The organism is Paenibacillus wuxiensis, from assembly GCF_040195695.1.
Lineage (GTDB): Bacteria > Bacillota > Bacilli > Paenibacillales > Paenibacillaceae > Paenibacillus_B > Paenibacillus_B suaedae.
On sequence record NZ_JBEFZI010000008.1, the window covers coordinates 223,327 to 248,911 of the forward strand.

19 protein-coding genes and 1 pseudogene are annotated in these 25,585 nt (G+C 43.1%); 5 read left to right on the top strand and 15 right to left on the bottom strand.

What is annotated here, in order from left to right; genetic code table 11:
- Position 1: 1 nt before the first annotated feature.
- The 6 genes and pseudogenes from ABN764_RS19800 to ABN764_RS19825 form a co-directional block, all read right to left on the bottom strand.
- A complete protein-coding gene (locus ABN764_RS19800; protein ID WP_446672842.1) occupies positions 2-4,588 on the bottom strand; it encodes an alpha-1,3-galactosidase-related protein in 4,587 nt (1,528 codons plus the stop codon).
- Between the two features lie 294 nt (positions 4,589-4,882).
- On the bottom strand, positions 4,883-5,458 hold the full coding sequence (locus ABN764_RS19805; protein WP_268625000.1) for a GNAT family N-acetyltransferase: 576 nt from the start codon (positions 5,456-5,458) through the stop codon (positions 4,883-4,885).
- 98 nt (positions 5,459-5,556) lie between these two features.
- A complete protein-coding gene (locus ABN764_RS19810) occupies positions 5,557-6,444 on the bottom strand; it encodes an aminoglycoside phosphotransferase family protein (protein ID WP_446672843.1) in 888 nt (295 codons plus the stop codon).
- A 30-nt stretch (positions 6,445-6,474) separates the two neighbouring features.
- Entirely contained in the window at positions 6,475-7,413 is a 939-nt protein-coding gene (locus ABN764_RS19815; protein WP_446672844.1) for an AraC family transcriptional regulator, read from the bottom strand.
- A 182-nt stretch (positions 7,414-7,595) separates the two neighbouring features.
- Complete coding sequence (locus ABN764_RS19820) at positions 7,596-9,095, bottom strand: LVIVD repeat-containing protein (RefSeq protein WP_446672845.1); 1,500 nt, start codon at positions 9,093-9,095, stop codon at positions 7,596-7,598.
- Between the two features lie 1,025 nt (positions 9,096-10,120).
- Positions 10,121-10,380: pseudogene (locus ABN764_RS19825) on the bottom strand (DUF3238 domain-containing protein); the annotation flags it as partial.
- A 243-nt stretch (positions 10,381-10,623) separates the two neighbouring features.
- On the opposite strand from ABN764_RS19825, the gene ABN764_RS19830 reads away from it, so the two are divergent.
- The 3 genes from ABN764_RS19830 (at position 10,624) to ABN764_RS19840 (ending at position 12,704) form a co-directional block, all read left to right on the top strand.
- A complete protein-coding gene (locus ABN764_RS19830) occupies positions 10,624-10,839 on the top strand; it encodes a hypothetical protein (RefSeq protein WP_446672846.1) in 216 nt (71 codons plus the stop codon).
- A gap of 241 nt (positions 10,840-11,080) precedes the next feature.
- Complete coding sequence (locus ABN764_RS19835; RefSeq protein WP_251487272.1) at positions 11,081-12,436, top strand: helix-turn-helix domain-containing protein; 1,356 nt, start codon at positions 11,081-11,083, stop codon at positions 12,434-12,436.
- Complete coding sequence (locus ABN764_RS19840) at positions 12,354-12,704, top strand: hypothetical protein (protein WP_446672847.1); 351 nt, start codon at positions 12,354-12,356, stop codon at positions 12,702-12,704. Before ABN764_RS19835 ends, ABN764_RS19840 begins: the two co-directional genes overlap by 83 nt.
- 193 nt (positions 12,705-12,897) lie before the next feature.
- Here ABN764_RS19840 and ABN764_RS19845 read toward each other — a convergent pair whose 3' ends face one another.
- The gene (locus ABN764_RS19845; protein ID WP_446672848.1) at positions 12,898-13,500 is read right to left on the bottom strand and encodes a TetR/AcrR family transcriptional regulator; all 603 of its coding nucleotides are present in this window, start codon (positions 13,498-13,500) and stop codon (positions 12,898-12,900) included.
- A 185-nt stretch (positions 13,501-13,685) separates the two neighbouring features.
- Between ABN764_RS19845 and ABN764_RS19850 the strand changes: the two genes are divergently transcribed.
- Both ABN764_RS19850 and ABN764_RS19855 read left to right on the top strand, forming a co-directional pair.
- The gene (locus tag ABN764_RS19850; RefSeq protein ID WP_446672849.1) at positions 13,686-14,255 is read left to right on the top strand and encodes a hypothetical protein; all 570 of its coding nucleotides are present in this window, start codon (positions 13,686-13,688) and stop codon (positions 14,253-14,255) included.
- Positions 14,252-14,890 carry a GNAT family N-acetyltransferase gene (locus ABN764_RS19855; protein ID WP_446672850.1) on the top strand — a complete coding sequence of 213 codons (639 nt, stop codon included), beginning with the start codon at positions 14,252-14,254 and terminating at the stop codon, positions 14,888-14,890. The genes ABN764_RS19850 and ABN764_RS19855 overlap by 4 nt, the downstream gene beginning before the upstream one ends.
- Before the next feature lie 101 nt (positions 14,891-14,991).
- On the opposite strand, the gene ABN764_RS19860 is transcribed toward ABN764_RS19855, so the two are convergent.
- The 8 genes from ABN764_RS19860 to ABN764_RS19895 form a co-directional block, all read right to left on the bottom strand.
- Positions 14,992-15,600, bottom strand: coding sequence for a CPBP family intramembrane glutamic endopeptidase (locus tag ABN764_RS19860; RefSeq protein WP_446672851.1), 609 nt, complete (start codon positions 15,598-15,600; stop codon positions 14,992-14,994).
- Positions 15,601-15,606: 6 nt separating this feature from the next.
- Positions 15,607-15,816: a helix-turn-helix domain-containing protein gene (locus ABN764_RS19865; RefSeq protein ID WP_021261114.1), complete on the bottom strand. Its 210-nt coding sequence runs from the start codon at positions 15,814-15,816 to the stop codon at positions 15,607-15,609.
- Between the two features lie 13 nt (positions 15,817-15,829).
- Positions 15,830-16,372: a hypothetical protein gene (locus ABN764_RS19870; RefSeq protein WP_446672852.1), complete on the bottom strand. Its 543-nt coding sequence runs from the start codon at positions 16,370-16,372 to the stop codon at positions 15,830-15,832.
- Between the two features lie 293 nt (positions 16,373-16,665).
- Complete coding sequence (locus tag ABN764_RS19875) at positions 16,666-16,914, bottom strand: hypothetical protein (protein ID WP_446672853.1); 249 nt, start codon at positions 16,912-16,914, stop codon at positions 16,666-16,668.
- Positions 16,915-17,164: 250 nt separating this feature from the next.
- The gene (locus tag ABN764_RS19880; RefSeq protein WP_446672854.1) at positions 17,165-18,574 is read right to left on the bottom strand and encodes a TIGR02679 domain-containing protein; all 1,410 of its coding nucleotides are present in this window, start codon (positions 18,572-18,574) and stop codon (positions 17,165-17,167) included.
- A gap of 49 nt (positions 18,575-18,623) precedes the next feature.
- Positions 18,624-22,754, bottom strand: a complete 4,131-nt coding sequence (locus ABN764_RS19885) for a TIGR02680 family protein (protein ID WP_446672855.1) — start codon at positions 22,752-22,754, stop codon at positions 18,624-18,626.
- A 12-nt stretch (positions 22,755-22,766) separates the two neighbouring features.
- Entirely contained in the window at positions 22,767-23,996 is a 1,230-nt protein-coding gene (locus ABN764_RS19890; protein ID WP_446672856.1) for a TIGR02678 family protein, read from the bottom strand.
- On the bottom strand, positions 23,983-25,551 hold the full coding sequence (locus ABN764_RS19895; RefSeq protein WP_446672857.1) for a TIGR02677 family protein: 1,569 nt from the start codon (positions 25,549-25,551) through the stop codon (positions 23,983-23,985). Before ABN764_RS19895 ends, ABN764_RS19890 begins: the two co-directional genes overlap by 14 nt.
- Between the last annotated feature and the right edge of the window lie 34 nt (positions 25,552-25,585).

Sequence of the window (25,585 nt, forward strand, 5' to 3'; positions counted from 1 at the left end):
CTCACATAGGTATCTGCTCCGCATCAGCGAATGGAGGCTGTGCTTGCGAATCTGCCTTCAGTCCTAACGCGCGAGCGATCATCACGATCATCTCCGTACGACTGATCGGATGGCTTGCACGGAAGGTATGATCCGAATACCCCGTAATAATGTCCGCAGTGACGGCGCTGGCCACGTACGGCCGAGCCCAGACTGGAATCTTGTCGAGATCGATGAAATCCAGCAGCTTCGAACCATCCCCATCCAACTTCAAGGCGCGACTAAGCATTGCCGCGAACTCGGCCCGTGTGACCCGCTCATTCGGACGGAAGGTACTGTCTACATATCCGGTAACGATCCCCTGTGCAACAGCCTGCTCAATCGCAGCTTGGGCCCAGTGCCCGGAAATATCCTTGAGGGCGATCTTCTTCGTCCCTGTCGAGCCACTGGCAGATCCTTCACCTGTGCCCGTTTGATTGCCCGAACCATTATTTGAGCCGCTGCTGCCAGTAGATGCTCCGTTAGATCCACTGGAGGAAGAACCTCCAGACGATCCTCCGGATGGGGAACCCGGTTCGGGAACCGTCGCCATCTTGAAATGGAGCGAGTAGCTGCGCAGTAATTTGAAATCCTCATTCATGACTCGAATCACAGCCGTTCCCGGCAGCTCCAAGGCTTGAATGACGCTTACCCGCAAGCGTGGATCATTGGCCTCCGCGCTGACAATAGGCACTTCTGCCGTCCCTACGGGCAATTCGATATGATAGGATGTCTTCTCTGGCGCAAAGTCCGTAAGGAGTCGATCGTTCATGCGAATTGCTGTAATTTCCCCCGGAATGACGCCGCTATGAAACGTATCAAGCGCCTCCATCAAGGTTACGGCCTCTCTGTTCACTTCTTGCTGCGTCGCTCCTGCATCATGAGCAACCTTAGCAGCTGCTTCGATAGCAGCCCGCAGCCCATCAATCACCTTCTGCGGATATTGCCCCGGTTCAGTTCCAGCCTTCGCTGCATGATAGATCTTGTTCGCTAGCGTGATCGTATCGTTCAACGAAGTCGGATCAAGGGCATAGCCTGTGAACGGTACGATGCTATCGTTCAGTCGGAAGTCTTGGAATTCAGCAGTATCCCCATACTCACCTGGGCTTCCGCCTGCATTATTGGCGAACAATCCGACATGGAGATTCGCAATCGTTGCATTTTCATATGCACCCCCTATTTGCGTCCATGTCGTAAGATCCGTGCTATAGTAGCCTGCATACCGATTGCCTTCCTTTGTTACTTTTAGATATACCGTATCGCTCTGAATCTGATCTGCCGTTACCTGCTCTTGCGGAGCTCCATTCGACTCAGAAATGACCGAGAATATGGCTCCTCCATAGCCCGGATGGTTCTTTCTGGCCATATAGAAGTAGTTATCATCATCGCCGTAGATCAGCAGTCCTCCCTCGGCATACGCCTTCGTCGGCTTGAAGGTCAACCGCGTAATCAACGTAACATCTTTGGTAGATGGCGCATAAAGAAGTATATTCTTGTTCGAATTGGCGTCCCTCCACAGATTCCCTTTCTCTGTCTTGATCTTCATGTTGTTGTGCTCGGCATCAAGCGCCCAAGCCTCTTTATTTTCCCTGATCCATGTCCATACGGAATTGAGTGTCAGTTGGCCGCTTACTGCAATGAGCGCTTTGCCATACACACCTGATCCATCGGTTGCTTCAGCTCGAACCTCAACAATCCCGTTAGCTTTCACTGTTAACAGGCCATTGCTGTCAATCGCGGCGACGTGCGAGGCTTGTGTCGTGCCTGGATTGTACGCCCTCCATTCAACCGCCTGCTTATCAGCATGCTGCGGTTCAAGCTTCGCCTGCATGAGCAGCGTACCGAATGGAGCCGTAATCTCTTGCATCCCATTGTGACCGGTTACGATAATTCGCTCCACAGGAGTTCCCTGCTGCGGCTTGAACGTCACAGGAATCGTCTGTTCCGCCACATTTCCACGTAAATTTACGGTCGCTGTAAGGTTAGCCGTTCCGGCTTGCAAGCCCGTCACGACACCGTTGTTATCGATTCGGGCAATGGCCCGGTTGTCGCTCGAGTAGGTAATGACTGCCTTCGTCAGATCTGCGGCATATCCGCCAACCGTCGTGCCTCTTACCCCTAATTGAAAGCTCTGCCCAACCGTATAATCCCGCTCCACTCGGCTCTCTAATTGAACCTCCGCTGCCGATGCGAAGCCGCCGACGCCTTCAGTAGCCTCCAGCTTGATGAACGAAGCTGTCACAGGTTGGAATGCTGCTGATTTCTCCGAAGAATCGGACGACCAGCTGCCGCTCGCGATTTCAGTAAACTGCGCTCCATCTGTACTTGCATATATTTTATAAGCAGTGATGTTCCCGTTATACCCTTCCTGTCTCGGAAGATAGCTTAAACCGCTAACGACTGATTTCATGCTGAGCTCAAGCGTAATCGATTGCGGAAGTGGTGCGTACGGAACCCATTGGCTGTGCCAGAACGTCGATGGATTGCCGTCGATCGCGTATTTGGCATCACCATTGTACTGCGTCGCCTCGCTTGAAGCTGTTGCCTTCACTGTCATCTGGTCGTTGCCCGCTGCAATCGAAATACTCTTCAGCACTCCCTTATCATTCACATGCAACTGCTGTTCTGGGGAGATTGTGACCTCATCCGCAGGCGTCCTGTCCAGAAGAACGGTTCGATTTACACCTTCGCCTTCGAATTGATTGCCTTCTATTGAAATATGATTGCTCTCTAAGAGGTGGAATGCGACTTGCTCATTGGGGTTCATGTTGGGGTGCGTTCTCGTAATCTTGTTGTCGGAGAAACGAATGCCGTCCGTGCTCTTAGCGAACAGTACGGTATTGTCTAGCATCTGAAACGTATTGCCTTCAATGTTGATATTGCGATGCACAGGCCCTGCATACTTCGTATTCTCAGGATGAATCTGAATCACCGGATTCCCGTTCTCGATGAACGTATTATTGCGAATCGTTACATCTTGAACCATCCCGGATTCGTACCAGGTTTGCGCATCACTGGCGATAAGGATTCCGCTCATCTGCATGCGCTCGAACACATTGTCTTCAATGATAGATTTGCCGCGCGTGGATAGAAGAATTCCTCGCGTCGGAATGCGCGAGAAGTGATTTCCTTTAATTTCGACCTCTGGCGCCCAGGTGGCATTCTCGATTACAACGCCTGTTCCCATACTTGAAGGTACATCCTCCTCAAGGGTGAGGGTAATTTCACGGTCGTTGATCCGCTCTGCCTGAGCGACCTTGCCGCTGCCTACAGACGTAAGGGTTCTGTTATCGATGAACTCGATCGCATCACCAGGGAAGAACGCCTCGAATCCGTACGTCTGATGATGCATGAAGCGAACGACGATCTGATTCGGTGCCGGCTTGCGCACCACTTCAAGATGAGTCCCATGTACATTAATGACATCATCATGAGCCCCACGGAAAGTACTGTTCATAATTTTGAGCTTGCCCTTCACGCCTGATGCCTGGATGAAGTCAGCGAATCCGGTTGCGGTACGTCCCGTTTCCGCGCGCGGTGCGAACGTCATGTCCTCGAATGTCAGGTTCTCGCTGAACTGTCCAATGATACCTAGACCATGCGTATAGTGCATCGTAACATGCTTCCACGTGACATTTTTGCTCTTATGAATGAAGGAGCCTACCTGACTGCGAACCCCGTCTCGAATTTGAAATACATGCCCTACCGTAGTATTCGGAGCCTGATTATAATGCAGCCGCAGCGTATTGGCTTTCAACTCCTGCACGCTTGTCGCGCTGGATACGGGATTGCCTGTTCTCCATGTGATATTTTGGTCTGGATCATACTCTTGGGCGATTCCGTCCTTGAACTCCCAATAACGCGCTCCAGCCTTATTCGGTTCGCTCACCCAAAAGACTTGACCGCCGCGAATCTCATATAAGGAATCCTGATTGACCTCAACATCCATATAGTTACTGCCGATCTCCAGCACCTTCACTTCCGACATCGTCGGTCGCTCATAATCAACGCGCACATTGCGAATCTCAATATCTTCGCTTTGATCGATGACAAAGGTCGTCATTTTCCCATGCAGCATAAACAATGACCCATTGCCTTCAACCGTTACGTTCTTCATATCCTTAAGCAGCAAGCCAATCGTCTTCGTTACATCTGGATTCTCGCTCTCGGAAGCTGTATTGGAAATGTAATAGGGTCGCTTCTCCGCATCTTCCGCATAAAAATCATATCTGCCTTCCGGGAAGTTAAGAATCACAGGGCCATCCATAGCCGCCGCAGCAGCAATCGCCCGCTGGACGGGAGATGCCGCATCCTCCTGCGAATTCGGCTTTGCTCCATAGTAAGTAACATCAATGACAGTAGGCATAGATGCAGATTTGGGCTGTTCTCCACCATATGTGGCGTCAACAACCGAAGGCGTATCTTGTTGGATCGAATTTCCCTCCTGTACAACATCGAGCATGACAGCATTGCTAGCATCGTCGTAAGCCATTGCATAATAGGGTGTCAGCATCCAAGTTGCTAGCACGAATAGCATGAAAATCACTACATTCTTGCTTGACCGCTTCATCTCATTCCTCCCAACAAAAGATTGTTGTTCTTCGTTACGCGTTACGTTTGTCCTCCTTTGCTTATGTAGTCGTCTTATCTGTTGCAGATATGGTAATCGCTTACAATTTTGATTGTACTATAGCCTATGCTCTCTAAATCTAGTAGTTTCCATCATTTTTTTATGAGAATCGTACTTATTTAGTAGAGAAAGCAGATTGTCCAAATTGGCTCGTAACAATACAAAAAGTCCGAGAAGCCGCAGCCCCTCGAACCTTTTTATCAGGAAATTACAACACAAAGGTAGGATTGCTCACTAAACCTCGATCTTATACTCTCTCTGTAATAGTCCATATATCTCTAAGTCCACGATTCCTTTGCCCGACCAGAGCGATGCTTGCCGCAGCGTCCCTTCCTTGATGAAGCCATTCTTCAGCAGCACCCGCTTCGAGCGTTCATTTGCAGGCATAACTTCGGCTTGAATTCGGTTTACATCCACGTCCTCGAACAAGAACTTCACAACAATTCGCGTCGCTTCCGCAGCAATGCCTTGCCCCCACTCCGTTTCTGCCAAGAAGTACCCGATCGTCACCATATTCACCTTCTGATTGAAGTCGAACGCTTCCATGATGCCTACCACTCTCTCGCTGTCCTCATTGGTGACTATCCCCCATTTGATGCGCGATCTCTTATTGAAGTCTCTCTCAAAATGTCCGAACATGTTCTTGACGGTCGCCTTGTTATGCTTCGGGATAATGCCGCAATATTCAAAAACGGTATCGTTGCTGTAAATGTCATAGACCTCATTCAGATGATGCTCTTCGACTTTCTTCAACGTAAGTGTATCCGACTTCAATATCGGAAATTGACCAAACACGGCGTCCAGGTTCATCGTATCACCGCTCCATATTTTCAGCTTAATCGTATTCGTCGTATGATCGTAACATCACTGACTTGACCTTGACCGTCTTGTTCCACCTTTTGAGCCTTTTAGCATGTAATCCCGTGTAGATGTGGATTGCTTGTCAGCAACCGCTGCACCCTGTCTAGGGTATCTGGCCCCATTGGTATGCCCCCATTGCGATACAGAAGTATCCATCGAAGACATGCCAGCGCTTGGAATACATCAAACTCCTCTTGCGGGATATCATTTATAGCTAAATACGTATTACGAAACACTTCGGCAAAGTGCTCCGATATGTAGATCTGCTGCAGCGTGAGCGACCAAGCGAAATCATATCTTGCATCTCCCAATTGCACATTGGTCCAGTCGATGACCGTTAATTGCCCGGCCTTCTCAACGAGATTACCAAGATGATAGTCCCCGTGGATGATTCGCTCATGCTTCGGTGCTGCCAGCTCGACCAATTGCTCTAGGAGAGGATACAGATCTGAATGCGCCTGCATACCTAGGAAGAAATATTCGCTAAAATCATGCCGCGGCAGTTGTATCTGAGTATGGAATTCTTCTGGAGAAATGCGGTGCACGCGGTTTAATAGATTCGCAATCTCCTTCATAGTCTGATCATTGCCATCACGCAGCGGCTCGCCATCGAAGGTAGTCAGCAGCACACTGTCACCGTTCGCATTTATCCCCCAACCGATGGGCTCAGACACGGATACCTCCTGCGCATACAGCAGATTGAGCGCTTGGTATTGCAGACGAATATCCGGTTTGGAATCTCTGCTCCATATTTTCAGCACATAGCTGTCCGTATCGGTTACAACCTTAACGGTCTCTGCTTCCATGCCTTGCATCAAGGAAGTGATCGTAATCGTACCCGCTTGCTGCAGAATGCGATCAAGATGCTGATGCTTGTCCCTCCACTCTATTGCTGCCAGATCATGCTCATGGTGCTTGTGCTTGTGTTCCGTCATACCTTCATACCGCCCCTCTGTTTATGCTTCTCATGCTCTTTGACGAATTGGAATATGTAAATCCACTCTGCACTTGCCCTCTTTATCCTGCTTGGGATCGTTCAGGCAAAGTTCAAGACATGGTCGATCATCAGCCTCATAACCACTGCTTGGCAGCCACAGCCTGAACATCGTCTCGTATGCGAGAACGAAATTCGGGACGGTATCGTAATACGAATAGACCGCATACCTACCACCGGGCAGGGTTCCATATGAGATGTCCTTGTGTTCCTGCTTGGTGAATCCTGGCGGCAGCGTGACACAAGCATCGTAACGGCAGGCATACTCCTCAACCTCGTTACTATCGTCTAACGACACGCCAATGAACCTCTGTTGCCCTATGGCACTCCCCTGCTCTCGTACCCAGTTTCCCAACTTGTCCCAAGCACCTCGTGTATCCAAATAACTCCCAACATGCCGCACATACGCCACTTCTACATCCGGAAGCTCCTTGATCACAATCATGTTCTCCCACGCTCTCTGCAGCAATGGATGTCTGCGACTTCTATTGTAGTCTGGAGAGAAAGATAACTCTTCTTGCTTATTGCTATGATTTGCTGACAAATTGCGATCTTCCCGATTTGTATGCTGAATGGTATCTCGCAGCTTGCTCCTAACCGCGCTCGGTGTACTTCCATGGTGCTTCTTGAATACAGCATTGAATGTGGATATGGACTCGAAACCGCACAGACTTGAAATGTCCAGTATGGTGTGATCCGTTTGCTCCAACAAGTGAATTGCCTTCTGCAAGCGCTCTTGATTCACAAATGCCATAGGCGTCATGCCGACATGCGCCGCAAAGACTCTCGTAAAATGATATTTGGAAAAGTTCGCAATGCTGGCGAGCTGATCGAGACTGAGCTTCTGATGGCTGTTTTCTTTTATATAGGAGATGATCTTATCGATTCTGGATTGATAGTCATTGTTCATTGGAAAAATCCCTCTATCTGCTAGGTTCTAATAGGATTTCGATTCTTCTTAAAAGGGAACAAAAAGCCGCCGTCATTGACGGCTTGACTTCTCCGTCAAATCAAGTGGCTGAGCAACGCAAAGATTCATACCAGTCACGGAAAACATTGGTCTGTATGTTGATTGTATCTCATCCGGACTCTTTAGCCTACAAACGAATTTATCACCAACCCGTAAGGTTGATTTACATTTCCTCCATTAAATTGGCCCGCGTGTACAGGGGCTGTCGGAGTAGAAATATTGTAGATTTCCACCGTACTATTGTTCTGATTGGCTACATACAACGTGATCCCGGTTATCGCCATTCCAGCAGGTTCGCTTACCTCGCCTGAACCAAATTCAGTTATACGCACCGGAGCGATTGGGTTCGTAATATTATAAATTTCAATCGTGCTGTTGCCCTGATTGGCGACATACAGCGTGGTTCCCGTTATCGCCAGACCTACAGGCTCGCTTAAGTCTCCAGAACCAAACTCAGTTACGCGTACCGGAGCTGTCGGATTCGCAATATCATATATTTCGACCGTACCATCATTTTGATTGGCTACATACAGCGTAGTGCCCGTTATTGCGAGGCCTTCAGGACGGTGCAAATCGCCTGAGCCGAACTCCGTGACATGAGCAGGGGAGGTTGGATTTACAATATTATAGATTTCGATGGTGTCGTCCCCCCGATTGGCTATATACAGTGTAGTGCCCGTTATCGCCAAGCCGTGAGGAGAGCTTAAGTTGGCTCCATTAAATTCACTAATATACAGAGGAGCTGTCGGATTAGCTGCATTATACATAGATACCGTGAAGCTGCCTGCATTCGCAACATAGAGCGTGGTTCCGGTTATCGCCATGCCTCTTGGATTGTTCAAGTTGCCTCCATTAAATTGCCCGATACGCACAGGAGACGCGGGATTTGCAATATTATAGATTTCTACCGTCTTATCGCCTACATTCGATACATACAGATAATCAGGTCCGTCAGCGTACATATCGACAGCAAATTGCAAGCCCGCTGGATTCGGTGGATTCATGACAAGATAATTCGTCACATGAAAGGAAACTACGATTTTGAACGTTCGAGCGGCAGTTGGCGAACCAGAAACGAGGCAGCGAGTAGAATATACGCGGATATCCTGCCAGTTATACGGCTGCGTCTCTAGGAGTCCGAGTGCGGGCATATTGGGATCTCCCGCCATCAAGAAGAAGTCATCTAACCCCGCAGGCTGCACAGCAGACTTCGCAAAGGGCCCCGTACCAGCACCGCCCGTATCCTCAAAAATCTCAATTCTCGCCTCCATCGCATTGTCGGCAAAGGCATTGAGAAACAAGCTGAACGAGACACTTGCACCCGCAGGAATCAGAAATGGTGCGGAAGCTGCTGCAAAAGCCGATGTCTGACCATCAGATACCGGCAGCTTCCATACATATTCCGGATTGGGAACGCCTCCGAATGGAGAATACGCTTGCAGGCTGTTATCATTATCGTACTTCTCCAATAGTGGCCACGCTACAGGAGCAAGAGTGCGGGCTACTTGGTCAGCATTCGTGCCTGTGCCGTTGGCCGCATTCAGCGCAGCTTGATCTATGTTCGTACCCACAAAGACAGAAGTCGCGTTGCTGACCAGCCTTTGAAACGCTTCTATGGACATGTCATCACCTTTTTATGAGAAGATAGGAGGTACAAGAGAGTGTAAGGGACGCTCGGTTGCAGCCCCGTAATCCCTTAGTACTGCTTACAGCATGGATTCCCCGATAAATGCTTCATCTGTAATTTGTCCTCCTATCCTATGAACCTATGGGTGAAGCTGCTTGTGCGTATGCCATCAATAGATAATTATTGCATGCCAACCTGATCGCAGTCTGGTGCGGTCAACCGTACAGGCGAAAGCCGATCGTTTTAGCTTTTTCCTACTTCTGCGCTTGTCTGACTAAGCCATAGTGGCTGCTTTTGTCTCTTTTCTGTTCGATAAAAGCTTCTTGCTTCATGAAAAGGTATTCGGTTATTTCAGAAACGAAAACCTTCTGGTGGCTTACATCGTAGAAAATCCGTATCCAAACATGTTGCAGAAAATGAAGGGGCATCGTAGGTAGACAAATGAACTGTAAATATATACTATTGAAACAAAACTTATAGATTGACTCATTCCAGCCACGGAAGGGCGATGTGATGAAACGGTCGGATTTGTTCTATATTTGGGTAGCAATCAGCAGTTATGTAACAGGGCCTCTGGTATACATGATTTCTCTTTGGGTCATTTATGGTGAACATACAAAAGATCTGCGGCGGTTAATTACGTGGACTGCGCCCGCATTTTTCACGCTCGGAATACCTCTATATTTTCTATGCACGATACTCCTTAGAAGGATAAATAAATATTCCTTTTGGCTACAAACCTTATTTTTCGTATTGATCGGAGCCATGCCTGTCTTTATTGTTCCTCTTTTTACTGGATTTTTTAATTTCTTCAATGTATCTTTTCTATTCACTCAAGAAGGATTCCTATTTTTTTATTTTTCTTTAGCATCGCTTTCGTGTGCTCATATGGTATTTGGGTAGCTCAGAAAAGACTCAACAAAAAACCGTATTTCATCATCTCATTTATCGTACTAATCCTTTTTACAGTCATGACAATCATCTAAAAAAAGACACTGTAATTGTGCAGTTCCTTTTGGATTATACGGTTTTATCTACTGAGCGTTCCACCGGCGGGAACAAGGAAATAGGAGTATCGCCTGTAACGCGCGGATCGTGAGTATAAATAGTAACCGGAGTACCTTTATCTACGCGCTTATAAATTTCATGTGCCGGGAAACCATCATGGTTACCCTTAACGGTACTTTCCCCTTGTTATCGACGGTTACATTGTATTCCCAGTCAATTGCTGGAGCATCGGTATTTAAAGGATTCGCTGCGCTGCCTTGTAATGTAAAAGATGCTGAAGTACTTCCACAATAAGTCTTACATTTTTTTTAGAAATAATCGCTTGAGTTAGTTCCAGACCTCATTGAATATTCCTCTTTCACGGAAAACTCCGATAACAAGGTAATGCTGCAGCATTATATGAATCAGTTACCCTCTAAAATAGGAAAAAAGGTCATCTATGAAATTTACATAAACGACAAGACAGAAGCACAAGTTGCACAAGAACTTCATATCAGCCAACAGGCGGTGAATAAATGGAAACGAAAGATGATTCGCGAATTATCTCGGAAGATTACTTCCTAGGTTTGTTATCTCGCATGCAAAATTATAATGATAAACATGCTACTGAGGAATTATTAGGCTTCTTTGAAAAAGATATGATAAGACTAAGCAGATTTATAAAAATGCCAAAGGAAGATGCTATACAAACTATGAAATTGGAGCTTATAGAGGTATTTAAAAGAAATTAACTAAATGTTAATCGTTAATCGCCCTATTTCAGTATCCCCTTCCTTTTGCAAACCATATCCATAATTGAGAGATTGGATCTATCAAATTTCGACAAAAATAGTATAGAAATTCAACCAGATGTCAATTTGCCATTCACTTCATCTTCATTTATACTAAAAACCAACAGAAACTTAAATAAATTGTCAATTCAGGAAGGATTTCGAATTGTTATGCTGAATTACTAAATAAGGAGGATTCGACATGACAAGCAATCTTCATGTAGCTCCGATGGAACTCCGCCACAGGTTACAAGATGAATTGAGCATAAGGGGGTGGAAGCAGAAAGAGTTAGCAGAGGCATCCGGCATCGACAGTTCAACCATTAGTTACATTTTCAACAACAAGCAATCACTTATGCTGCCTCAGCTCCACGCGATCAATCACGCATTCGGATTACCAATAGACACCTTCTATGAAGAATTCATAGGGGAATGCTGCAACGAACTGGGTCGATTGCGGCCTGATAAGACAAGCGATTTTATTCTCCACTGTATTGAAGTAGAAAAGTATGACCTGGTCAAACAGCTAGTACAACTCCTCTATGAAGAAACCAATCGTTCCAAACTGATCGACACCGCCTTCAAAATCGCCGAACGCATCTTCCAGTCACCGAAACGCAACTACTCACTCCCGTTCTACGACATCATCATTCGCAATGGATACAGCCGCAGCGAGAAAATAGCCATCTCCTACTTCAGAAGATTCCTCATCTTGAGAGACTTGGATACGAGTGGAGCCGGCAACGAAGCCTTATGCCAGCTGATTGAATATCTGCCTATACTTCCTGATTCACTAAGGCTCGACGCCTATTATCGTATTCTTACATACTACAATGTTGTAGAGAACTGGGCAAAGCTACTCCAGTATGCCAAAGAGTTGCGTGCTGTTGCGTTTGAGGTAGGGCAAAATGACTTTGTGGCAGAAGGCTGGTTGTATGAATCGTTTGCACTAATGGGAATGAAAAATTATGAGGGTGCTTTAAAAGCAACACAGCAGTATGTTTCTTATGGGGATCATTATGCTTGGCTATCTCAATGTAATCGTCTCTATATTTTTATTGAGATGAAGCAAACAGAGGCTATCGATAAACTCATGACTATGCTTGAAGGTGACCAATTGCTTCTTGTACTTCCTATCGCGTTAGAATGTTATATCAGCAATGGAGCTTTCCAAGACGCTGCTCAATATATCGAGAAATACAAGCTTCAGGTCGACGATTTATTATCCAGAAAAGATCCTTTTCACGAAAAACACAAATTACGCCTTACACATGCGTTGGCACAGTATTACTTGAAATCGGACCAGCATGAATTAGGGTTTGACTACAATGCCTTATCGTTGGAACTGGCGCTTACATTCAAAAATATGCAGTATGTCGGAATGGCTGTTCTTATCTTCCAAGAGTATGAGATACATGCTTCTGCAGAAAACAAAAGCCGTTTCACACATATTCTATTAAATGAGGTGGATTCAAATGAAAAAAGTATTAATCACGATGTCCATGGCTCTTTTCTTGTTCGGTTCTACCGGAGTATCTTCGGCAGCGAATCTAGCTGACATCGGTTCGGGATGGTTTGTTAGCAACATTGGATCGGGGTGGTCTAAAACAAGCAGTGATACTGAATCAGGTTACCATGTGAGCAATATCGGTTCGGGATGGTCACCGAAGAGCAATATTGGTACAGGTTGGTCTCCATCGAACAGTGACATTGGCTCTGGATGGTCACCTTTGAGTAGCGATATTGGGACAGGGTGGACAGTGAGTAACATCGGCTCTGGATGGAGTCCGTTGGCTAGTGATGATGGAATTAATGAAAATGTATAGATTCAAGGCCATATGGATAGCGACTCTTGAGTTCAAGGGTCGCTATTATCTTTCGTTCAAGCGATCAAAGGTATCGGTGCGATTAAAGTTATCACATGATGGTATTAGAATGTGGACAGTTAGGTTATTGAACGAGAATCCGAATGACGGTTGGGGCAGTCAACCGTACAGTCAATTGCTCAGCCTTCTCTCCTTATTCCTGCTTCTGCGCCTGCCCGACTAAGCCATAGAAGAACAGCTCTATGAATTGATCCATGCTCCGAGTTAAGCGTTCCTGATCCCCCGCTTTCCAATATCGGCCCAACTCATTTTTGAACATCGTGAAGTATCGCATCGCGACCTCTTCCGTCTGATCAGCGTGAATATATCCTTCTTGCTTCCCCAGCGCGACAAACTTCATGAAGAAGCGCATGACCTTCTCCCCGCTATCGCGTTCCATCCTTTCCGCCAATTCTTCTGACTCAGAAGATGGAGCACTCAGAAATTCATCAGATAAAAGCTTTAGATTTTGTGCCTCTAACAGCATAATTTGCTTAGTCTTCTCGGGAAAGGAAAGCGCTGAAGCAAGAATGCTCTCATACTGCTCTAGCTGCTTGTCCACCCAATTCATCAACATATCGGCATGGAGCTGTTCTTTCGTGCCAAAGTAATTATAAATGGTCGCTGGGGATACCCTCGCCTGCTGCGCGATCTCATTCACGCTGACCTTATGAAATCCGTATTCCGAAAACAATTGAAATGCGATGCTGTAAATTTGCTCGATTTTTTTCTGTTTCCGTCGTTCGAAGCCGTTCATGTTCTCCACCTCACATGTAGTGTAGCCCAAGTTTTAGAGTAATTCAACAAAATCACTATAAAATTATTGATATCCACATTTTTCTTCGTTATAATATTTTTGTAGTAAAATTAAATCATCACTACAAAACTTTCTTTAGAAAAGCATCGCCCGCAAACAAACATGATGAATGGGAGTGTACTGACATGAAGCAAATTCGGATTCCTTCGTTTCTGCATGATGTTTTTGGCGAGAAGCAATTTCTTGGATCTATTCTTGCCATACTGCTGTTCGGCGGACTGTTGACCGCTGCGTTATATGGGCTGTTTCCCGAACTTACGGACAATTTGCCGTTGTGGCGCAGTGCCTTGGCATTTTTATTAATTTTCGATATCTTCTCCGGCTGCATCGCGAACTTCTCAGCATCAACCAGCAACTTTTATGCCGCACGTAAAACGAACCGAATCGTATTCATTGCGATACACTTCCATATCATTCTTGTGGCGCTTCTATTAAATACGGATATTTGGTATTCGATCGCGGTATGGGCTTATACGATCACAGGAGCATTTATCGTAAACGCCCTGATCGGGAAACCGTCGCAGCCGTTCGTTGCAGGCTTGTTTCTCGCCTCGGGTCTGGGCATTATTCCCCTGCTGCCGAACATACAGCCTTACATGTTGACGATTTGCCTGCTATTCATGCTGAAGGTGCTGTTTAGCTTCGCCGTCGATCATTATCGTACAACCTTGAACAGCAACGGTAAAAAAGCATGAGTACCCCGTATCGAGTATCCAAGCTGGCTAAGTCGGACAAAGCTTCATTCGTGAAGCTCATGAGCGGAGCGTTCGCTCGCGATCCCTTATTTCTGCATCTATTCGGCGATTCGGAATTCGACAGCAAAGCAAGCAGCGGTGTGACCGCTTTTGTCACCTTTCTATTCGAAAAAAGCTTCCTGCTCCATGAGGAGGTGTGGGGTTATTTCGAAAATGAAAACCTTCTGGGGGCTTACATCGTGGAGAAGCCACAAGCAAGCATGCTGCAGAAAATGAAGGGGGTACTGCTTATCGCGAAGTTAATTCCATTATTATTTCAATTGTCCGGCAGCACGCTGCACCTCCTTAATTCCTATATGCGAGTCACCAGATCTGCTGCCCCTCCATGCGCGCATCACTATCTGATCATGATTGGAGTCAAACCAGGAGAGCAGGGCAAGGGAATCGGCAAAGCCCTGCTGCATCACTTATTGGATAAGATGAATGCGGACGTGACATCGCAAGGCGTCGCGCTCGATACGGAAAACAAAGAGAACGTAGACTTGTATCGGAGGTTTGGATTTGCGTTAAGCAGAGAAACACAATTTGATCATGTGCCTGTTTTTTGTATGTTGTATCAAAAACATAGTTCATGACGCGGAAACCTAAATATCGTATCCTCTGCGATTCAAGAAAAAGCAATTATCTTTGAGACAGACTATTTTACTTTCAATGGAACGAGAGATTTGTCCTCTCACTAGAACAATTGGAACATCATCGTCATCGCCGAGAACGAATTGGCCAATCCGTGCATAATCCAGCTTGGAATAATCGACCCTCCTGATAATTTCTCGTTTATGTATCCCATAAACCAGCCAATTAAAGCAGTAAACAACGTTATGATAACAGCATTGATAATTCCGGTTCTTGAAAAAAACATTACTCCGTGTAAACAACCAAACAATACCGCCTGAACCGTGTTCCCTGTTGCAAACCCAAACGCAGAAATCAATCTTTTTCCGATAAAACCTCTGAATAATATTTCCTCAGATAAACCGGTCTGTACGAAAGCATACAACAAAGCCGCGGCTATACCTGAAACGCCTACTCCATAAAATTGCGAAGCAGCAACGTCGGCATCATTGGTAAAAAACAACGTAATGATAAGCCCCAGAGAAAAGAACAAAAGTAACGCTGAGAAGAACAAGATGAAAAAGAGGTTTCTTTTCTGGATAACAGGAACTGTACATCCAATCCATTCAAAAAAAGACTGCTTCTTTCTGGCGAATAGGAACCAGCATACTAGAGGAATTGCGCTAAATAGGATTACTTGGATAAGGGATGAAACCAACATGGAAACAGCCATCGCTTACTACTCCTCTCTCTTGTACTCTAAAATGTCGCCAGGCTGGCAATCAAGTACTTTACAAATCGCATCAAGCGTAGAGAAACGAATCGCACTTATTTTCCCCGTTTTTATATTCGAGAGATTAACATTGGATATTCCTACCTTCTCCGCAAGCTCGTTCAGAGATATCTTACGGTCTGCCATCACACGATCCAGCCTCAAAACAATAGCCATAATACACACATCCTTACAGAGTTTCATCGGATTGCTGTTGCAGCATTCTGCCATAATCGAATATTTGAGCTAGGCAAAAGAATACGACCGCAGCCAAAATATAAAACAGCTCAAACGACACATTTACCTTGGCCGCTGGGGTGACCATTTGTATCATTGCTATTTCAACAAACCCAGGAATAATGGCCATCCCAGCTATGAGCAAGGAAATCCGTTTCAAACGCTTCATATGCTTGGCAACAAACGGTGTATAATCCTTACTAATATCCTTAAATATCCGCCCGGAAATAAATAATATCACCATGATTAGACATAGCCTCACTACATCCCCACTAAATGTAATTATCAGATCAGATTTGGTGTAATCACTATGGTCGATATGTAACAATATAGAGCTCATAGTGTTTATTGCTGCTGGAATTTCATCCCCTGACATCTGAGAAAGCCATAGGATTGCGACAATTCCCACAATCGTTACTAGCAACAGCATGATACACAGCATTTGCAAACAAACAGCCAATAGTTTGCTCGTTTTCTGAATTTTAAGGGTGCTCATATGATTCCTGCTCCTTTATTATGATGACTAGAGCATAACAGGAAAATATATGTATATCAATAATTATTTAATGTTTATCATTAAATTATTAACGATAAATATTCAAAAACAGAATTAACCTACGTTTCAAATTTAACTAACACTCATATTTTCATATGATATTTCTTAAAACAAAAAAAACCGCATTATTCGCGGTTTCTACTGTCATACTGTAAATTAACGTAACCCTGCCCATATTTCTTTTCAGAAGCAGCTGTACACTAGTATCGAGTTCCTCTGGAGAAACTTGCTGATTACAGTCTAATTGATTCGCAATATCCTTCATTGTTTGATCTTCGCATCTCGTACGGCCCGTCATCAATGATATTCAATATCACACTGTCATCAACCCGATTCGTCTCCCTGTCTATCGACTTAGACCCCGATAATCCCCGTTCATGCAGCATGTTAAGCACCCTATATTGCAGACCAATATCTGGTTTGGAATACCTGCTCCATACTTTTGGCACATAGCTATCCCTATCTGTTACAACCTGAACCACTTCCACCTCCATCCTTGCATCATTTGAGCTATCGAGGCTATCGTGTGCGCATCCACTTGCTGAAAAATGCAGCCGCATGTACCGCAAAGATTCTCGTAAAAGCAGCTTACGCCCAAAAATATGCAGCACGGTGCAATGGATGTTCTGCCTTTAATATGTATGAGATAATACATGGTTCTAAAGCTAGCAAAAGTCGTTTCATTAAATGAGGAGGATTCTAATAAAGAAAGATTAATCTAGAATTGATAGCTTACCTTAGTGTTCTACTCAATACTTTAATCCAATCTTCCCTTAGCTCACCGACTGTTGATTCCTGATATACTTTTACTCCTGCTTCAACCATTGATTTAGCCAAGTCACCTTTAAGGCTCTGTAGAATTTTCTTGTCTTTCTGTGAAAGGGGTAAACTGCCAGGATCAATATGTTTCCGGTACGTATCTGAATCCATTCGAAAAACATAAATCTTACCTTGTATCAGTTCTTCCATACCTACAAGCATTTGTACCCCTGGCAAATCAAAATCCCCCGAATAAAAAACTTCGCAATCTGGATTCGCTTCAAGGCTTTTTATTATGAAGTACTTAGTTGCAGCTCGAGCCTGCCCAGATGTACAAATTAACGGTGGACAATTTTCTGAGAGTTGCTCAAACGAATAGTCGCTTTTGTCTAGAAAATGTATTGTTTCATCCACTAAAAATGAAAAGACTGAAGGATTTTCAAAAATATATAAAGCTGGATATTTAGGCCATTCCTCACGTGATTCAATCTCTCGCAAGTTTAATGTCCTTGGTGAAGTCCCATAAATAAAACCTGATGCAAATACATGTGCAAAAGAACTTATGTCATCATCTATCAAGCCAAAAGTTCGGTAGATGTATCTTCGTTTCATAAATTCGGGTACTATTAAATATTCATTGGATGATAACTCCCCATTTTCTAGCTTTCTAGCATAAATAGTCTCCAATGATGTCAGTAACAGCCTCCCTGCTGGAAATTTCAAATCAAACGCATGAGGATCCTTAGTTACCAATTCAGAGAAAATCGGAATTCTTACATCCTGTGAATCGCTGTTTATTTTTTTCTTAATTCCAAGCTTATTACAAAACAAATACCATAAAGCTTTTACACAGTAAAAAAGCTCGTCATCTCCTTTACCATCATTCCGCAGTAGATTATTCAGAATTTGATAGCCCGGAGCATTTCCATCTCTTAGCCTTTCATACCAATTAAATGTATTTTTTCCTAAAGCTCCGTTAAAGAGAGATGATCCGCATTCCTTCTCAAATCGTTTGTTCACTCTTTCAAATAGTTCTAACCATTGCCTTTCTTTCATTTCCCGTTGTTCAGACTTGGTTAGCAATGGTTGCCCATATAACAATTCATATAATTCGGGAATGGTCAGTTTATACCCTAACTCCAACTCTTCAGAAAAAATTTGCAAAGGTACGACTACTTCAGTATGAGGGCGGATTAATCTCTTCACCCGATTGCCAAAATAATGTTGCAACCTATCTGCTTCAATATCTGATTGAACTACAATTTTTGCATTTCCGCGTACTCCATTTTGCCCTTGATATTTTTTAAATACAGTATTGAGCAAATTGACTAAGAGCGGATCGCTATAGTACTCTTTAGCTGTTTTACGGTATCCAATCTCCATTACCTGACTTCCTCACCTCCCTGAACATTCCGTTCCTAAGTTCCTAAGGTCAATCTTCAACAAGAACTTTACTTTTACCATTCCAGCGGTAATGAAATAGCGTAACTACATTGATGTCTTTCGGCCGATAAATTTCATAAATAGCCAATCGGGGCACTGTATCATAACAACCCCATAATACTTGTGAAGTCATAATGTAATCGAATCCCATGTCCGTAAGCAAGTGGAACATGTCTCTCATGTTAGCATCATCCACACCAGCAAAAGCTTCATCCAACGAAATAATTTTAGGTGCATCTTCACTTGCATCACTATAACGAGAGAAAGTAGCAGCAAATAAAGGGATATACATTGCCATTGCTTTCTCACCGCCACTTAATACATTAAATTTAGGATCGGTCAGTTCCTTAAAGCCTGTCTGGGCTCCTTTGCGGTAGTTGAGTTTAAACTCAAACCAGGAACGGTAATCGAGTAAATCATATATATATCTACGTAGTGCACCGTGTTCTTGCTCAGCAAATTGTTTAGCCTGCAATATGCGTTTTCTAAAATGTTCAATAACAAGTTCGATTTCTTCATCTTCCATTCGATGAGCATCACGCAGCAAAAGTTCGACTAACGTACTTGTATCTAGCTGAGCATCCGTTTCTGGGACTTTAGGTTCCCACATCAACGATAACTGTAAACCACTTGATGTGTTACGTTGACTCATTAGCTCTTTCATTTGATTCACCCAATCATATGCACGATGAATACGATGTCGAATAGCCTTTCCCACGCTGCCGATTATAATTTCCTCGTACAATTGTCGATCTTTCTCCGTTAACAAAGCATGTTGCTCATCTCGCAGCATAATCAGCTCATCCAGAAGTGCTGAGGGAGTCATAGGATTCATCCGGTCACGATTGGACGTAATTATAATTCTTCCCGATAGCAATAAATCCGATTCTAGTACATAGTCCCGCAAATTATTACGAATCGCATTATATTCCTGTTGAAGTTCGTTTCCAATGCGCTCCTTCGTCTTACTACCGAACTGTAAACTATATTCTTTTTTCATTTGTTGGCACATCTTTATAATTTCGCTCTCATTTATTAATTGATCGAAAGTCTCTTTCCACTTGGGAACGTGAGCGAATTGAACTTCAACCTTCCACAACTCCACTGAATATTCAAATTCCTTTTGGCACTCCGCTAATTGCCCTAAAAATATTTTTAGAGCTTCCTCTTTACGAGCTAAATTTGCAATTAACTCTTTTAAATCCTCATTTAGTGTATCAATACGACCCAATAAAGTTGTTTTTTCTTGTTTTAGAGCCACTATCTCTTCATGGATCTTCTCAATCCCCAACTCAGCGATCAATTTTTTGAGTTGTCCAACTTGGGCAGTATATTTTTCCTTCTTTTCATCAACCGTTTTTTGTTGAAATTCATCTTCTTCGATTTCTAACAAGAAATTCGTTTGTTGATCGACTTGGTTGGATAAATATTGGGAAATTTCTATGTATCGTAGCCAAGATGACTGCAACATCGAAATATGGGTACGATAAGTCATACACGAATCAATTGCTTCTTTAAGCTGCTTCTCTCCTTTTAGTAAAGACCACTCTACTGTATGTTCAGTTAATTTTAGCTGAAGCGCTCTTAATGTAACCATCTTCTCTTTGTACCATTGTTCTACTTTATGCTCTTGATTCATAATTTCTTTTAATCGATACGAAAGTTGAATAAAAGTATCAATTTCTGCTTGCAACTCTGCATCATCCGGAAAGGAATTTAACTCGAACTTTAAAGCTTTATTGTTCTCCTCTACTCTTGCTAGCTGATTATCTATCTCAGATATTTCATTTACTGACTGCTTTATATTCGCTTCCAATTGGGCCATTGCTAACTGTTTCGTCCGTAATCTCGTTTCAATTCCAATGTATTCTGCACGTGGCTTAGAAAAACCTTGACCTGTTAATGCTCCTAGGCGAAAAGTACCGTTTCCTATAACGAGGAAACCTTTTTCATTCTGTGCATTTGCATTTTCCTCTCCCCACCCTATACTCATTAATGCCGCCTGAACATCTTCCTGGGACAAACCGCTTTCTTGGGACGGAACAGCCTGTAGCACACTAGCAAGTGTCTTTCCATGGAATGAGTCTATAGTTTCAAACCACACCTCCTCCCCCTTTTCTTGATCCAATACCGATACTTGCCCATTTGGATAAATCCAAGCATCCAATAATCCTGCTTGTTCTAGTGTTTCTTCCAAACGTGCCTGTTCCTTATCTGTAAGCCCGTCTTTAAATTCACAGACCGCATAAAGCGGAGCTCCTGTACCCTTTTCACGCTGATCACGCGTTGCCTTTCTTCTCTCTGTCTGTATAGGTTCTGGTTCTTTTTTCGACTTCCATTGCTCCAATTCAAATTTAAGCTTATGATGATCTTCCATTAACTCTTTCTTATGATGTTGTAATTGAAGCACTTGTTGCAAGAATTCCTGATTTCTACGTTCATAGGCTTGAACAGCTACTTGCCTAACTTGATCAAATTGGCGACTTTTTGAAGTTATTGAAGACAGGGCACGCAAAGCATCTCGTAACGCTTCCCCGTTTACAGGCAACTGAGTTAATTGTTGCTGCCATCGGATCAAATGTTCCCTAATTTTTTCTTTTTCTATTTCCAAACGATTATCTTGTGCAGTGAGCTCTTCCTCTGCTTTACTGCGGTCACAATGTATTTCACCTAATCGAATTTCAGCTTCGGATGCTGCTCTATAAGCTTCTCTTTCCTCACGCGCAATTTTCAGAGCAATTTCCAGTTTATCTTTGTGACGCTCCAGATCTTTAAACCAATTGCGAGCCCATTGCTCATCTTCCGGTAAGCCATGTGCCCAAGCCCTATGATAAATATCGTGTTCTTTAAATTCTATAATTCGCGCAAAATCTTCAAGTTCTTCAACTGCTTCATGTTGTTCCTGATCTAATACATTTAATTTATCTTTTGCTCTTTCGATATCATTTTCAATTTGATGAAGAGCCATAACATTTTTATTTTTTCTTTTAAAAATGTCAGATAACTGCCTTAATGCATCTTCTAACAGTTCCTCTCCTCTTTCTAACTCTCTTTCCTTTTCGATCACTTTACTCCGATTTAAAATGTCTAGTTCAACCTCAACTGTTCCAAGTCTAGCCTTGCCCTGCTCGATGCTGGTGTTCATATTAAGTTGTTTTTCTTTAAGTTCAATAACCTGTTGCTTTAATTCCGTTACCTGTTTTTCTAATTTATGAAATGCTTCAAATTTGTCTAGAACCTGTTCAGCGTGCACTTTCAGCAAAAAACGGTTGTATTCACTGTATTTCTCACTCAATTTCTCTAGCTCATCCACATGGATACGAAGTTCTTCTAACTGATCTGTAATTTGATCCATGTCTTCTATAACATCCGATAGAGGTCCCAATTCTTCTTCCGTCAATGGTGACAAAGCTTTGGTCAAAATTTCGTACATTGAAGAAGGCTTAAAATCTTTAGACAATTTAGGACTGCGCAACTCCAGCAATAACTTCAACAAGTCTTTAAAAGAATCCAAATCTTGAAAACCAAACAAAGCTTTATTGACCATCTCTCGGTAACTGCTTTGCTCCTGCACTACCTGCCCACCAGAATCAATCAAATCTATTAACTCTTTTCGATTCAGCGGAATCTTACTTCCTTGTTCCAACCACGTATTGTAATCATATAACCGGAAGTCATGATTGACTCGTCGTCCGTCCTCTAATAGAAACCCCCAAAATCCTAATTGAGCCGCACCACGGCGTGCCCTAATCCCGATGCCAATTGTTTTATAAACCTCTTTATCCGTATGAAAAAATTCTAGCCATAAGTAACCCGTACGATCCGTATGTCCCTTTTCTTCATCCCCAAGCAAATAATATTCCAACTTACGATCTCGAGAGCCAAAAGGATCAAGTCGTTCTGGTCTCTTATCTCCATCAAGCACCAATGGAATAAAACTTTGCATCGTAACCGATTTTCCTGATCCATTCGCTCCTCTTAAAATCATTCTTCCTTCTTCAAAATGAAATTCTTCTTCATCGTAATACCAAAAATTGAGAACTCCAGCACGACTCATCTGCCATCTATTCACCTTGCGCAAAATTGTGTTTTCTTCTTCTAGATTTATTTGTAGTACCAAGGAATATCCTCCTTATGTATCTAAGTCTGCAGTTCCGTATTGAGCTATCCATTTTCCTGCTGCTGCATTTAACACAAAGAATGTTTCATCCACCCATTCTCCAAATCCCCATTCCATCACATGATCCAATACTTGCTCCGCCAATTGGGCCGACTTCATTTTTCGATGTTCATTGGTCCAATACTCCCCATGCTCTTCTTTTAATCGAATGAGTATTCGCTCCATTTCATGCTTTGTAAGGTGTATGCGCGCATTCTGCTTCATTACTTCTTCAGAGGCTGCCTGTTTCCGAATATGTCCAAATACAAGGAGAGATATATCAGAAATTGAAGACAACGTTGGAAATACTTCCGCATCTGTCGTCATTTCTGGTTCAAAAAATATAATTCCTTCACGATACTTACTGCCTTCCCAACCAAACATTGTTTTTAACTGATTGATTACGTAATTTTTTTGTCCGTGAAAATAAAGCGGATCCTCCTGCCATTGGTCATCCAGCACAACAGGCTCAAGTAAATAGCGACGATATAAGTAATGTTTTCGTTTTTGATTTATTTCATCTGTATTTTCTTTGTAATCAATCGTGTCTCTCATTTCTGTCATATCTGTATAACTCATGAGTTCGCGAGGAAAATTTCGTAATACATATCGCACATAAGCACTACATTCATACAGAACATTATGTTTCTCAACTTCGTCATCAATATTTGATGCCCAATCGGCTTCTTGCCCATCTACCGCTCGTATCACATCTAAACTTTTCAACTTTTTTAAGGCTCTCGCCATTGACAATCGATGGAAATAATTGCGCCAGTCTACCTCCATGCCTTGCTCAAACATGAAGTCTCGAACTTCTTTTACCAGATCGGTTAGTAGAAATTGTTCACGTTCTGTTTTCGCTTCTAAAAACCATAAGCTATAAGTAAATAATGCATAGTCCAGTGGTTCACGAAATTCTTGAAACCCCATCCATGGATATGCAATTACGGGAACCTTCTCTAATTTAGCAATTTTCCGATTCACAATAAGTGAGTACCCCGTGTAGTTCATAAACCAATCTCTCAATTCAGTATATTGCTCCTTAATCCAATAATATAATTGAGGATCACTATCTTTCGTAATCCAGGGAAGATTCAATAGAGCATTCATGCATTGTTTTTTTCTATTGGTAAGTTCATCCTTGTCTACAATATTTGTCCTTCTTCTCTTTGTATGTAACTTTCCTATTTTAATTGTTTCCATCCTGACCCCCTCCAGATGTTCCGATATCCCCCATCCACTGAAGCAAATCATTCCAACTATGTTGCTCTATAACCTGAAATTCAAACCCATAGTTTAACAGTTCCAACTCTCCATCCTCACAAACTAGACTTGCCCGTTCTTTGCTCACTGGTCGAACTAATTGAATGCGAATACCTTCAGAAATCTGAATCGCTAAATTAGCCGAAGCATTACAGCGGCTAATCCAATTCAGTATTTGTAATCTCGACGTCGTAGAGATTTCTTCAAGACGTGAGATATTGGTCTCTCCTTTATCAACCATATAAATTAGAAACTGTAGTTCCTGTTTATGCCGTTGGATAAATTCAGCTCTTAAGCGCTCTTTATCTTTTGTATGATCAATAACTGCTTCTGTCTCATGACGCTCGTGTTTCTTCCTACTCCGAGATCGCAATGATTTCATAATGGGTTGTTCTTCCCATATTGAAATTCCTTGACTATCCGAATCCCTCGTATCTTCACCATGCAAATGCCGCGTAGGGAATAACCCAAAAGTATACGCCGCTAATTGATGTGCCAATCCTACATTCCCTAGCTTATAGAACCATCTTCCTAAATAATCTAATTCCTTTCTTCTGCTAATGTTAGAACGTTTTCTTTCTTGGATACGCAGTGCACTACGTACCATTTTCACAATAGCTTCTTTGGTAGCTTGCTCTAATAATAACAATTCACTTGAGGAACTCCCTTCTCCAAGGAACCATCGCTGCAATACATTCCATTTATCTAGCAATTCATCAAAATATTGCTCTTGTGTCATTGTTTCCTCAATCTTCGGAATGTTCCATTCATCTTCTACTACTGCGTATAGAAAAACATCTCTAACATGATCAGTTATTTGAATAAGATTTCCCTCGATTTTGTAAGAACGTCGCTGAAGGGCATGTACAAAATCTTTCAAATAGTGAGTAATCGCATCTTTATATAGTAAAAAAGCATCCGTGACCATTAGCTCCTCTGCCGTTCCCGTCTGAAGACTCGCTATATAATCCACTGATGCTTCATGCAATTTTTGAAATGAGTCATGTACCAGATTCCATAACTCAAGTGCTTCTCCTGGTTCATAAGTACCTGCTTTTCTTCTAATGTTGAATAATGTATCTGCAATCGTATCAAACAAAGTTGGTTCCAGAGAGCCCCCATATCCCCGAACCGATTCTAAACTCTCAAGTAAACGTTCAATCTCTATAGAATAGGGGGTTAATAAATATTGATGCTTCTTACGTAAATATTCTTCAACCGAAGTCGCTCTTTCTCCGTAATGTCGTGATGATAAATTCCCCCACTCTACTAGTTGTTCCAAATCAACCTGACATTGTTCAAGAGTATAGTTTTTGTTCGCATTCCAAGACATGACGCCTGCGTAAATTTCATCAGCTTTCAGCCAATAGTTTAACTTTTGATATTGTTGATAAAGGTAGCGCATGATAGAGCGATATCGAACTACATTATCCGCATTAACATACTTTAATTCAGGTACTCCACGTAACAATTGTAAGTCCGGGATTTTATTCAAGATTGCCTCCTGTTAGAAAAATTTGCGTAATACC